The 11,489-nt window shown below is 61.3% G+C and carries 12 protein-coding genes and 1 pseudogene; 10 read left to right on the forward strand and 3 right to left on the reverse strand.

What is annotated here, in order from left to right:
* The first annotated feature begins 206 nt into the window (after positions 1 to 206).
* The 4 genes and pseudogenes from BW995_RS06290 to BW995_RS20250 all read left to right on the forward strand — a co-directional run.
* Entirely contained in the window at positions 207 to 752 is a 546-nt protein-coding gene (locus tag BW995_RS06290; protein WP_076399319.1) for a hypothetical protein, read from the forward strand.
* A gap of 34 nt (positions 753 to 786) precedes the next feature.
* Positions 787 to 1,095 carry a DUF3253 domain-containing protein gene (locus BW995_RS06295; protein ID WP_076399320.1) on the forward strand — a complete coding sequence of 103 codons (309 nt, stop codon included), beginning with the start codon at positions 787 to 789 and terminating at the stop codon, positions 1,093 to 1,095.
* Between the two features lie 448 nt (positions 1,096 to 1,543).
* The gene (locus tag BW995_RS06300; protein WP_084194633.1) at positions 1,544 to 2,095 is read left to right on the forward strand and encodes an autoinducer binding domain-containing protein; all 552 of its coding nucleotides are present in this window, start codon (positions 1,544 to 1,546) and stop codon (positions 2,093 to 2,095) included.
* A 15-nt stretch (positions 2,096 to 2,110) separates the two neighbouring features.
* Positions 2,111 to 2,254 (forward strand): annotated as a pseudogene (locus BW995_RS20250) (LuxR C-terminal-related transcriptional regulator); the annotation flags it as partial.
* 13 nt (positions 2,255 to 2,267) lie between these two features.
* Here BW995_RS20250 and BW995_RS06310 read toward each other — a convergent pair.
* Positions 2,268 to 2,993 (reverse strand): class I SAM-dependent methyltransferase, encoded by a 726-nt coding sequence (locus BW995_RS06310; protein ID WP_175617002.1) that lies wholly within the window; start codon positions 2,991 to 2,993, stop codon positions 2,268 to 2,270.
* Between the two features lie 255 nt (positions 2,994 to 3,248).
* Between BW995_RS06310 and BW995_RS06315 the strand changes: the two genes are divergently transcribed.
* On the forward strand, positions 3,249 to 3,731 hold the full coding sequence (locus BW995_RS06315) for an Hsp20 family protein (RefSeq protein WP_076399321.1): 483 nt from the start codon (positions 3,249 to 3,251) through the stop codon (positions 3,729 to 3,731).
* A gap of 101 nt (positions 3,732 to 3,832) precedes the next feature.
* Positions 3,833 to 4,057, forward strand: a complete 225-nt coding sequence (locus tag BW995_RS06320; RefSeq protein WP_076399322.1) for a DUF1150 family protein — start codon at positions 3,833 to 3,835, stop codon at positions 4,055 to 4,057.
* A gap of 20 nt (positions 4,058 to 4,077) precedes the next feature.
* On the opposite strand, the gene BW995_RS06325 is transcribed toward BW995_RS06320, so the two are convergent.
* Positions 4,078 to 5,031 (reverse strand): LysR family transcriptional regulator, encoded by a 954-nt coding sequence (locus BW995_RS06325; protein WP_076399323.1) that lies wholly within the window; start codon positions 5,029 to 5,031, stop codon positions 4,078 to 4,080.
* A 126-nt stretch (positions 5,032 to 5,157) separates the two neighbouring features.
* On the opposite strand from BW995_RS06325, the gene BW995_RS06330 reads away from it, so the two are divergent.
* The 4 genes from BW995_RS06330 to BW995_RS06345 all read left to right on the forward strand — a co-directional run bounded on the left by BW995_RS06330 (position 5,158) and on the right by BW995_RS06345 (position 9,430).
* Positions 5,158 to 6,105 (forward strand): glutathione S-transferase family protein, encoded by a 948-nt coding sequence (locus BW995_RS06330; RefSeq protein WP_076399324.1) that lies wholly within the window; start codon positions 5,158 to 5,160, stop codon positions 6,103 to 6,105.
* 39 nt (positions 6,106 to 6,144) lie between these two features.
* On the forward strand, positions 6,145 to 6,864 hold the full coding sequence (locus tag BW995_RS06335) for a pirin family protein (RefSeq protein WP_076399325.1): 720 nt from the start codon (positions 6,145 to 6,147) through the stop codon (positions 6,862 to 6,864).
* 581 nt (positions 6,865 to 7,445) lie between these two features.
* Entirely contained in the window at positions 7,446 to 7,754 is a 309-nt protein-coding gene (locus BW995_RS06340) for a DUF485 domain-containing protein (protein WP_076399326.1), read from the forward strand.
* On the forward strand, positions 7,754 to 9,430 hold the full coding sequence (locus BW995_RS06345) for a cation acetate symporter (protein WP_217696050.1): 1,677 nt from the start codon (positions 7,754 to 7,756) through the stop codon (positions 9,428 to 9,430). The genes BW995_RS06340 and BW995_RS06345 overlap by 1 nt, the downstream gene beginning before the upstream one ends.
* Positions 9,431 to 9,494: 64 nt before the next feature.
* On the opposite strand, the gene BW995_RS06350 is transcribed toward BW995_RS06345, so the two are convergent.
* Positions 9,495 to 11,453: a class I SAM-dependent methyltransferase gene (locus BW995_RS06350; protein ID WP_076399327.1), complete on the reverse strand. Its 1,959-nt coding sequence runs from the start codon at positions 11,451 to 11,453 to the stop codon at positions 9,495 to 9,497.
* Between the last annotated feature and the right edge of the window lie 36 nt (positions 11,454 to 11,489).

Here is an 11,489-nt window from a genome sequence, read left to right on the forward strand (position 1 = left end):
GGGAACCGCTCCCCTGTTGCCTTTGGGTATCGGACTCCTGCCGATGGCCTGACAGTGGATGATGGCTGACTTGGCCGCCGGATACCCCAGCTTCCGGCGGCCATTTCGTTTTCCTGGCAACAGATGCTATGATCGCTCCACAGTCTGGCGTGTTCTCCCCCCACGTCCGACGCCATCAGTCCGTGGTGCGGAAGGGGGATCATTTCATGTGTGCATCGTTTCCTGACAGGCTCGCCGATCTGCTGCAAGACGGTGATATCATCGACTTCGGGGCCATTCCTCCGGCGGTGAACCACCATTTGCAACAGGGGGTGGCGGCCTATTATGACGACCGTCCGGCCTCGGAAGGCCATTTCCGGGCGGCGCTGGCCGAAGACCCGACCTGTCTGGTGCCGTGGTTCTGCCTGACCAAAATCAATACCTATCAGGGGTTTCTGTCGGCTGCGGCCGAGGCGGCTGGTGGTGGTCTGGCGTCGGCAGCACGGCAGGGAAATTTTCCGGCGGACTGGGATGTGTTGGCCGCCGACCTGCCACCGTACTGGGCAGAGCAGATGGCGCGGCCCGATAGCAGCCAACGGTTTTATACCTATATGCTAAAGGCGCTGGCTTTTGTTAAACTGAAGGCCGCTGCCCTGACCGAAGCCGAACACCTGCTGGCCATGGCAGCCCGTCTTGATCCGGATGACCGTGTGGGCCATTCGGTTATCCGCGCTTTGGCCCTGCGATTGCGCAGCGACGAAAGCGTTGAGTAACGCCAGCATTCTGGCATCCCATTTGACAGGTATCATGAGCAACACCGCACACACCGATGACGACGCCCCAAAGGGCGACCCGATTGCCCATCTGATCATTGCCCTGTGCCACCAGCACGGCAGCACCAGCCCGCAGGATGTCGCAAAGAGCTTTTTTGCCGAACACCGCAAGGCCAAAGACCCGGCAGACGGCTGGCGCCGTTACATGAACCCGGTCAAGCAGCAGATGATTCATCTGGCCCGTAACGGACAGGTTGAAATCACCCGCAAGGGCGAAGCTGTTGACCCGGATGATTTCCGGGGACTGGTTCGCATTCGTCTGGCGACCAGCACCGATGAATAAACAATAGAGCAGGGGGCGCAAAAATGGTGCCGGTTTTGCGCAAAATCACTGCGACAAGTTAAAAGGTTAGACCTGCCTGCGTCAGATTTAACGCACGCTGGTCTAGCCAGCTGGATGGGCGATTCGCTCGTTATGCGGCTTTCTGTTCCGGAACATTCTCGTCAGGGGGGCTCCTGCCATGGGCCCCCTTGATGTTTCAGGGCAGGAATGAAAGGGCGGTCCGCGCCTTTGCGGGGTATCCCGCAGTTATATAATCAACCTGTGATATTCATTTCTTTGCTTTGTATCAGGGAAAAAGGGCTATTTCTCTCAAGGGTTGTTTTCCTTGCGCATACACAGGATTGCCGACACCGGAAGAATTGCTGACGATGCAGGGTAATCATTCGTTAGCGTCAGGATTGCCGGTACACTGATCTGCACGCTTGTGGGGTCCGCGTGGGGGTGGGACATGGACTTAACAACCTTTTTCGAGGAAAGCACGGCGGCCCGGTCGGTCGAGGACGCAAGCCTGCTGTTCAAGCGTGCGTTGGGTGACATGGGCTTTGACCGGATGATGTACAGCGCCTTGCAGGCCCATCGGCTGAGCGAGCAGGTCTGTATGATCAGCACCTATCCCGATAACTGGCTGGAGTACTATGTCTCCAGCGATTACATGACCCTTGATCCCCTGCGCCGGTATGGTCAGCTGCAACGGACGGCGTTTTCATGGGATATGCTGTCGGAACGCTACCGCTTTTCCCGCATCGAGAAAAAGGTGATGGGCGAGGCCCGTGATGCGCGGCTGTATGATGGAGCGGCAGTACCGCTGCACGGGCCGGGTGGCGAGCTGGTGGGGCTGGCGGTGGCCTCCAGCGAACCGAACGCCGACACCCGCCGCCTGCTGCCACAGCTCAACCTGATTACCCAGCAGTTCCATGCGGTCTACAATACGCTGGTCGAAACACCTGCGGAACCGGCTCCGCCGTCGTTGTCATCGCGTGAACGGGAAGTGCTGCAATAGGCGGCACGCGGGAAAAGCAACTGGGTGATCGGCGAGTTGCTGCATATCTCGGAGCATGGCGTTGACTACCACTTCCGCAACATCCTGCGGAAGCTGGAGGCCGATTCCCGCATTACCGCCGTGGTGAAAGGGCTGTATTACGGCGTGATCAGCGTGTAACGGCTGGTTCCGGTCAGAACCTGACCCAGATGGTGAAGTCGATTTTTTTGGCATAGTCGCATTTCAGGGTGACGTTGGGCGACAGCTCGCGGCGGCAGAAATCGAGATAATCCTCGGGATCGGCATAATACAGCGTTTCCTTGTCATCCTCCCCCCGACTGTCGAGCAGGTTAAAGGCCAGCCCGCGACGGGAACGCTCGGCGGTGGCCTTCAGGGCTTGCTGGACATACAGACGCCACTCGGCGGGCGGGGTGTCGAGGCGCAGGCCAAAGGTTCCCGAACAAAAACTGTAATCGGCGTCCTGCGTCACCCGATCGGATTCGATGAAGGTCGCCCGAGGGTCACTGGTCTTCTGCCGCGCTGCCCGCACCATCGATCCGCTCAGGTCATAGCCGTAATAGTCGCCGCCCTTCAGAAAGCGTTTGCGCTTGATGTGGTGGAACAACGCGCCATAGCCACAGCCCAGATCATTGATCACCAGCCCGCCGGTGCGCCAGGAGTGTCTTTCGATCACCCCCAGCAGCACGCGAAAGCGCAGCCACTGACTGTACCAGCCGGCCCACAGAACACTTTGCGGGCGGGGACCACGGGTGCGCAGGGTGTAATCATAGGAATCGGCAATGCGCGCCAGCGTGGTCGGTGGCAGCAGACGGTCACCGGGATACAGGGCGTCGCCCAATTCCTGTAAAAAGGAACGGCGGTCGGTCGGGGCTGGCGGAGGAGCGGCAGGATCGGTCATGATGGCCCCAAAAGTGAGGCACTGGCGGATGGCTGTCAATTCTCTGGAAGGCCCGGCCCCCTTGACGAATGCGCGGCCTTGACCAAGATTGACAGGACACCGGTTATTCTGATGACCGGTGCCGGTTTCGCCCGGCGGGTCCATCCCGGACCGCCGGTTCACCGGGTGCTGAGATGTCAGGCCCTTGGCTTTATCTGTTGGCGGCGGTCGCCCGGTGGCGTCCAATGCCGGGACTCGCTCGACAGGAGGACTCCCGTGACCCGCATGTCTGTTTTCAACAGCCCGTTGCTGCTGGGTTTTGATCATTTTGAACGTGTGCTTGACCGCGTTTCCAAAACCCAGGCCGAAGGCTATCCGCCCTATAATATCGAGCAGATCGGGGAAAACCGTTTGCGCATTACTCTGGCCGTTGCCGGGTTTGCCGAACAGGATTTGTCGGTGGCGACCGAAGACAACCAGCTGGTGATCCGTGGCAAGCAGCAATGCGATGACGGACAAAAGATTTATCTGCACCGTGGCATTGCCTCACGCCAGTTCCAGCGCAGCTTTGTGCTGGCCGAAGGCATCGAAATCACCGGGGCCCATCTGGACAACGGTCTGCTGCATATCGACCTCGAGCGTCCGATGCCCGAGCCGGTGGTTCGTCACATCAAGATCAATTGTGCCCCCCCCGCCAGCGAGCCGATGGTCAGCGAACCGCGCACCATTGACCTGTCCCCCGAACGGCGCCCCCGCTGAGCGCGGGATATTTAACCGCCGTTTAACAGGACACTGGCAGAATACATACGGCTGCACGGAGCCGGTGATCTGCACCGGCCCGTCGCGTCAGGAGGACTATCATGACGTCCAGCGAAGCCATCCCGTTCATTCTTGGTGATACCGACAGCTTTATCGGTCTGGGTCTGGGGCACACCGCCTATGTCCGCCAGAGCGTCAACCCGGAAGGTCAATCGGTGTGGGGCATCTTTGGTGCCGACGGACAGCCGCTGGGGGCTGCCCCGTCGCGTGATGTGGCCTTTGCTGCCATCCGGCAGTACGAGCTGGAACCGGTCAGCGCCCACTGAAGGATTACCCCGCTGACGGGTTATCCCTGAGAGGGAGGAAGGCCGCGTGAGAGTGACGGGCAATCCTCCCACGGCGGGGTCCCGCCGCCCAGTGCCTTGACCATGTAATCGACGAACGCCCGCACCTTGGCCGGGGTATAGCGGGCGTGCGGCCAGACGAGGCAGACGTCATTGCTGACGCCTTCCCACCCCGGCAACACCCGCACCAACCGTTGCGAGGAAATATCCTCGCCGACAAAAAAAGTCGGCAGGATGGCGATGCCTTGCCCCTGCAAGGCGGCAAAGCGCAGGATGTCGCCGTTGTTGGCCCGCACCCGGCTGTCCCCCAGACGGACGGTCAGCTTGTCGCCGCTGGCGGCCTCGACCAGCCGCCATTCCAGCCCATAGGTCTGGTTGCTGTACACCAGACAGGCATGTTCCTTCAGGTCCGCCGGTTCGGCGGGAATCCCGCGTTCGGCCAGATAGTCCGGGCTGGCAACCATCACCACCCGCGACGGGCACAGACGGCGGACCATCAGGCTGGAGTCGGTGAGAGTGGTCACCCGCAGGGCGATGTCAAAGCCGTCCTGCACCAGATCGACCAGCCGGTCATCCAGCTTCAGATCAATCGTCAGGCCGGGGTTTTGCGCCAGAAAGGCCGGCAGCAGCGGGCCGAGGTGGCGAATCCCGAAGCTCAAGGGGGCACTGAGCCGCAACACCCCCTTGGGGGCGGAGGACAGTTGCGACACTTCGGCCTCGGCGTCTTCGGCCTCGGCAATCAGCCGGTTGGCGCGCTCGCAATAGAGGGCTCCGGCATCGGTCAGCGACAGGCGGCGGGTGGTGCGGTTCAGCAGGCGGACGCCGAGGCGGTCTTCCAGCGCGGCAATATGCTTGCTGACCGCTGACTTGCTCATCCCCAGCGAGCGGGCGGCAGCCGAGAAACTGCCTTCGCTGACCACAGTGACAAAAATCTCCAGCGCAGACAGACGGTCCATCGGAGGCTCCGGGGCTTTGTTTCCTACAGCGAAACAATATTGTGAAAATTCACTGAATTGTCCATCTCTCTCTGGAACCATACAGTGCTTCTCAGGAATTCACCGCATGAGATGAGGAGCACACCGATGGGACTGTTGATCGATGGTCAGTGGCAGGATCACTGGTACGATACCGCCGCCACCGGTGGCCGCTTTGAACGCGAAGAAGCCCGCTTCCGCCACTGGATCAGCGATGATCCGGCCAGCCCCTATCCGGCCGAGGCCGGGCGCTATCACCTGTATGTGTCCTATGCCTGTCCGTGGGCGCACCGGACGTTGATTGTCCGGGCGCTGAAGGGGTTGCAGGACGTGGTTTCGGTCAGCGTGGTCGGGCCGGACATGCTGGAACAGGGGTGGGAAATTGCCCCCGGTGCCGACCCGATCCACGGGGCGCGCTTCCTGCATCAGGTCTACACCGCCGCCCAGCCGACGATGACCGGGCGGGTGACGGTGCCCCTGCTGTGGGACAAGGTCAGCGGGACGATTGTTTCCAACGAGTCCTCGGAAATCATCCGCATGTTCAACAGCGCCTTCGGGGCGCTGGCACAAGGACCGGATTTCTACCCGCTGGCCCTGCGCGAGCAGATCGATGCCATCAACAGCCGGATTTACTCCGACGTGAACAACGGGGTCTACCGGGCGGGCTTTGCCACCACCCAGCAGGCCTATGACGAAGCCTACGACCGGCTGTTCCGGACGCTGGACTGGCTGGAACAGCACCTGAGCCAGCACCGCTATCTGGTTGGCGAGCAGATTACCGAGGCTGATTGGCGTCTGTTCACCACGCTGGTGCGCTTTGATGCGGTCTATTTCGGGCATTTCAAATGCAATGCCTACCGAATCGCCGATACGCAGGCTTTGGCGGGCTATGTCCGCGATCTCTATCAGGTCCCCGGAGTCGCCGAGACGGTCCGTCTGGATCACATCAAGGCCCATTACTACCGCAGCCAGCGCACCATCAATCCCGGCGGCGTGGTCCCCAAGGGGGGCGAGGATGATTTTTCCCGGCCGCACACCCGTCATGAACTGGTTTAACAGTGTCTATCAATACACTGTAACATAAGGAATTTTATCATGCTCGACCACCGTCCGTTTGCCTCCATCGGGCAGTTCCGCAATGACTGGCTTGATGCACACCACCACTTCAGCTTCGGTGAATACTACGATCGTAGTCGAATGGGGGTGGGGTCGTTGCGGGTCTGGAACGATGACACCATCAAAGCGGGCAGCGGCTTTGATCCGCACCCTCATCGTGACATGGAAATCATCACCTACATCCGCTCCGGGGCGATCACCCACATGGACGGACTGGGCAACCGGGGACGCACGGAACGTGGCGATGTGCAGGTAATGAGCGCCGGAACCGGGATTATGCACGCCGAATACAACCTGGAACCCGAAGACATGCAGCTTTTTCAGATCTGGGTTGTTCCGGCCCAGAAACGAGTTCAGCCGCGTTGGGAAAACCGCGAGTTCCCCAAAGTCGCCGGAGGCTTGATTCCGCTGGCGTCAGGGCGACAGATCCACGCCGCCGCCAACCCGATCGAGATCTATCAAGATGCTGCCATCCTTGGCGGGGTGCTGTCCAGTGGTCAGAGCGACCGCTATCAGCTGGGGCGCAATCGCGCCGCCTATCTGGTGCCGACCCGGGGCCGGATGCGCATTGAAACCAGCGACGGCGAACGGATCGAGATTGCCCCGCGCGACGGGCTGGTGGTGGCTGGCGTCGAGACCATGGCCCTGACCGCGCTGGACGAAGACGCCGAAGTGGTGGTGGCTGATGTGGCCCTGTGAAGGGGCTGTGTAACAGACGGCTTCTCTCTTCCTGCTCTCGGGCCGGGCATCGCAAGGTGCCCGGCCTGATGCGTTTTAGAGCATTTTCAAGTTGACCGTCTCCGGTCAACGGCTCGGAAAATGCGACCCTAAAAGGGAAGAGCGTTTTCGCTCGGTATGAAAACGCTCTAACTGCTGCACTGCGGGATTGGCGGGGTAAAAGCAGCATTCCCATAACGACAACTTGAGGGCACCGATCAAGCCCCCTGTGGTCTTCGACATCGACGCGCAATAAAAAAACGCCAAATGGCGCCATTTTCTCTGTGGAGATCGGACTCTTTGACAGTTTTCCGTGAAACACGAAATTACATTGCGCAACATTTCTACGACAAAAAATTACGCGCAGATGAAATGATTTCAGTGGCAATTAAAGCGCGCTAGAGCTAAGAACAGTCTATGCGGCTCATCTGATGTTGCGCCGCACCAGAGTCTTGAAAGCTTCGAGCGTTTTCGCTCCCTGCGGCAATACAAAGAGTTAGACCAAAGCTCTCGCCGTTGCGCTGGCTGATCGTGGCGGCAGGACAAAAAGAGAGGGGACATTCATGCAAGAGGACGCTTATGCGCGCATTCTGGCAAACCCGCGCTTTCTGGAGCTGACCTCCAAGCGCTCGCGGTTCGCCTGGCTGCTGTCGGCAATCATGCTGGTCGTGTTTTATGGCTATGTGCTGGTGGTGGCGTTTCGCCCCGACCTGCTGGCCACCAAGCTGTACGACGGGGCAACCCTGTCGGTCGGCGTGCCGATCGGGGCGGCGATCATCGTGCTGGCGTGGTTGTTGACCACCCTGTACGTGGCCCGCGCCAACACCGAATTCGAACGTCTGAACCAGCAGATCATCGAGGAGCTGAAGTGATGAAGGCATCGCGTGCGATGTTCGCCACAGCGCTGGCTGCTGTTGCCGGACTGGCGTCTGTTTCTCCGGCATGGGCCGCGGGGGCCATTGGCGGGGAAGTCCAGAAGCAGGCGGTCAACCCGACCGCCATTGTGATGTTCCTGATTTTCGTCCTGATGACGCTGGGAATTACCTATTGGGCGGCGCGCCGCACCAAGTCGGCAAAGGACTTTTACACCGCGGGCGGCGGGATCACCGGTTTCCAGAACGGGTTGGCGATTGCGGGCGACTATATGTCGGCGGCCACCCTGCTGGGCCTGACCGGCCTGACCTTTGCCAAGGGCTATGACGGCTTTGTCTATTCGATCGCCTTTCTGGTCGGCTGGCCGTTGATCCTGTTCCTGATGGCCGAACGTCTGCGCAATCTGGGCAAGTACACCTTTGCCGACATTACCGCCTATCGCCTGAATCAGACCAAGATCCGCACCCTGTCGGCCTGTGGCTCGCTGTCGGTGGTGGCGCTGTACCTGATCGCCCAGATGGTGGGCGCGGGCAAGCTGATCCAGCTGCTGTTCGGTTTGGACTATGCCTATGCGGTGATGCTGGTCGGTGTGCTGATGATTGCCTATGTCACCTTTGGCGGCATGCTGGCCACCACCTGGGTGCAGATCATCAAGGCCTGCATGTTGCTGGGCGCCGGCACCTTCATGGCGGTGATGGCGATGAGCCAGTTTGGCTTCAGCCTGGAAACGCTGGCCAAGAAGGCCGTCGAAGTCCATCCGATGCACGACGCGATCATGGCGCCGGGGTCGTTGCTGTCCAAGCCGGTCGAAGCCATTTCGCTGGGTCTGGGGCTGATGTTCGGCACCGCCGGTCTGCCGCACATCCTGATGCGCTTCTTTACCGTCACCGATGCCAAGGAAGCCCGCAAGTCGGTGGTCTATTCGACCGGCTTCATCGGTTACTTCTTTCTGGTGGTGGGGATTCTGGGGCTGTCGGCGATCGTGATCGTCGGGACCGACCCGCAATTCCTGGATGCTGACGGCAAGCTGCGCGGCGGCAACAACATGGCGGTGATGCATCTGGCCAAGGCGGTGGGCGGGGACCTGTTCCTCGGCTTCATCTCGGCGGTTGCCTTTGCCACCATTCTGGCGGTGGTTGCCGGTCTGGCGCTGGCCGGGGCGTCGGCGGTGTCGCATGACCTCTATGCCTCGGTGATCAAAAAGGGCAAGGCGGACGAGCGTACCGAAATCCGCGTGTCGAAGATTGCCACCCTGGCGATGGGCGTGCTGGCGGTGGTGCTGGGCATCCTGTTTGAAAAGCAGAACATTGCCTTCATGGTCGGTCTGGCCTTTGCCATTGCCGCTTCGGCCAACTTCCCGGTGCTGATCCTGTCGATGATGTGGAAGGGTACCACCACCCGTGGCGCGCTGATTGGCGGCTTCATCGGCCTGCTGACCGCCCTGACGCTGGTGATCACCGGTCCGACGGTGTGGGTGCAGGTGATCGGCTTCAAGGACGCACTGTTCCCGTTCGAACAGCCGGCCCTGTTCTCGATGCCGGTGGCGTTTCTGGCAATCTGGTTCTTCTCGGTCACCGATGGCAGCCGCGAGGCTGATGAAGAAAAGGCCAAGTTCGGTGCGCAGTTCGTGCGCAGCCAGACCGGTCTGGGTGCCGAAAGTGCCTCTTCGCACTAAAATAGTGTGACGCAGACAACAAACCCCCCGCCATGTATTGGCGGGGGGTTTTGTTTTGCAGCCATTACTGGGCGGCGGCCATCGCCCGGCGAGCGGCCCGCTGGTCGCTTTGAATGGTTTGCAGGCGCTGTTGCAGATGGGCGTTGATGGTCTCCAGATGCTTGGCCCAGCTCACCACCCCAAAGCGTTTGACGTCGATCTGACGCCAGAACAGGCCACGATCGCGGGCCAGCAGGGGCCAGGCATGGATCGCCAGTGCGCACTGGCTGCCCATGTCGGCTACTTCGGCGATTTCCTGCATGGCGAAGGGAATCGGGGCCTCCACCGAACCGATGATTGCCTGCGACGGCTGGGCGAGGGCGTGCAGCGAGATTTCCAGCCCGCGCTGGAACAGGGCCTTGGCCTCGCTGTCCTGCTCGCGGGCCAACAACAGGGTGGCGGCGTGGAAGCAGGCGGCGATGGCTTTGGTGGCCAGCAGGGGGGAGAACGGCGCCCAGTCCATGGCGGCCGCCTGCCGGAACCAGTCGAGCGCCTGCTGGTCCTCACCACGCAGGCTGAACAGTCGTCCGATCAGAAAGGCAATCGACAGGCGCCAGCGCACCAGATGAGGATTGTTGAGGGCTTGGTCAGCGGTTTCTTCGACATAGCCCAGCAGGTAGGGCAACAGTTGACCGATCACCTGCCCATTGCGATGTTCCAGCGCCTGATACCCGGCGACGCACAGGGCTGCCCCCTGATCGACCGAGCCGGAGCGGGACAGCTCCATCGCCAGACAGGCCAGACGATACAGACGGTTGTTGTCTTTCAGTCGCTCGCCCATCTGGACCAGCGGGCGATAGAGATAGGGGTTGTCATAGCCGGCGACAAAGTCGATCACCGGCAGCGGATTGGCGGCCAGCGCCGAGGTAAAGGCCGGATGGCGGAAGTCATCCCGCCGGGCGGCACCGTCTTCCAGCGGGTTGACCGAAGCGACGGCAATGATCCAGTCCGACTCGGTCGCGCTGTCCAGCGCCACCTGCTGCAACAGGCGGGGCGAGCGCTGGAGCTTCACCCCACCGGGGGCCGCCTGAAGGTAGCGGGCTTCGACAATGAAATGCGCGCTGAGGCCGTCGTTAAGGGTGGCCCAGTCAAAGCCCTGTTGGGTGGAATCGGCGCTCGATTGATCGGGCACGCTGACAATCAGGCGGCCATCGGGTTTCAGGATGCGACGAAAGGTTTGCAGCACGGCCTGCCAGTCAGCCGTCAGGGCAAGGGTATCCATCGCCACCACCAGATCGACCGACGCGTCGGGACTCTGCTCCAGCAGGGCAGGGTCGCCCTGCTGATAGCTCAGTCCCGGACGGGCGTAGTGGGCGCTGGCATAGGCGACGGCGCTGGCATCGGAATCAATGCCGATGACCTGACCCGCCGCAGCCTGTGCCGCGATCATCGCCGCGCCGTATCCCGCGCCACAGCTACAAACGACCACACAGTCACCGGGACGAACAGACTGCGCCGCCAGCGCATACCGCACAAGGTCGGCATCGGCCCGGCTGCTGCCATCGCGCAGTTTGTCGGCGGGCTGTTCCCCCACCGGCCAGGGGGTTGCGGCGGGACTCCGCTGATACAGCACCACATCGGGCAGGCGATCCTCTTGCAGCGCCGGGTAACTGGCAACGGTGACCGAGGTCGGGTGACGTCGCCAGCCCGTCTTGAACAGCCATTGCTCAACCGGCGGGCGGGCATGACCGCCCGCCGCCAGAACCAGCACCGACGGGGTGGCCAGCATATCGCGCAGACGGTCGAGAATCGTCAGAGGCTGATCCTGACCGGACACTTCGACGATCAGCGCATCAACCGGCCCGGAGGGCGGCTGTTGCCCGGCAGGCAGACTGCGCGGGTGGGGCAGGAGCCCGCTTTCCATCCAGGCGTCGCAGCCATCCAGCAGCAGCAGGTCGAGGGTGCCGGTGTCGCTGGCCCCGACGTGCAGGGCACGGCACGGGCCATGGGCTTTCAAAAGCATGGAAGCAAGTTGGGGAATCATGGGGCACCAGTCCGCAGCAGTTCTGTTCCTGCCTTA

Source organism: Insolitispirillum peregrinum (assembly GCF_900156605.1).
In the GTDB taxonomy this organism is placed as follows: Bacteria; Pseudomonadota; Alphaproteobacteria; order Rhodospirillales; family Rhodospirillaceae; genus Insolitispirillum; species Insolitispirillum peregrinum.

Bases quoted from the DNA above. Each gene is read 5' to 3' on its own strand.
- BW995_RS06340 (WP_076399326.1), top strand. From the start codon at position 7,446: ATGCAAGAGGACGCTTATGCGCGCATTCTGGCAAACCCGCGCTTTCTG.
- BW995_RS06300 (WP_084194633.1), top strand. From the start codon at position 1,544: ATGGACTTAACAACCTTTTTCGAGGAAAGCACGGCGGCCCGGTCGGTC.
- BW995_RS06350 (WP_076399327.1), bottom strand. From the start codon at position 11,453: ATGATTCCCCAACTTGCTTCCATGCTTTTGAAAGCCCATGGCCCGTGC.
- BW995_RS06330 (WP_076399324.1), top strand. From the start codon at position 5,158: ATGGGACTGTTGATCGATGGTCAGTGGCAGGATCACTGGTACGATACC.
- BW995_RS06290 (WP_076399319.1), top strand. From the start codon at position 207: ATGTGTGCATCGTTTCCTGACAGGCTCGCCGATCTGCTGCAAGACGGT.
- BW995_RS06345 (WP_217696050.1), top strand. From the start codon at position 7,754: ATGAAGGCATCGCGTGCGATGTTCGCCACAGCGCTGGCTGCTGTTGCC.
- BW995_RS06295 (WP_076399320.1), top strand. From the start codon at position 787: ATGAGCAACACCGCACACACCGATGACGACGCCCCAAAGGGCGACCCG.
- BW995_RS06335 (WP_076399325.1), top strand. From the start codon at position 6,145: ATGCTCGACCACCGTCCGTTTGCCTCCATCGGGCAGTTCCGCAATGAC.
- BW995_RS06310 (WP_175617002.1), bottom strand. From the start codon at position 2,993: ATGACCGATCCTGCCGCTCCTCCGCCAGCCCCGACCGACCGCCGTTCC.
- BW995_RS06320 (WP_076399322.1), top strand. From the start codon at position 3,833: ATGACGTCCAGCGAAGCCATCCCGTTCATTCTTGGTGATACCGACAGC.
- BW995_RS06325 (WP_076399323.1), bottom strand. From the start codon at position 5,031: ATGGACCGTCTGTCTGCGCTGGAGATTTTTGTCACTGTGGTCAGCGAA.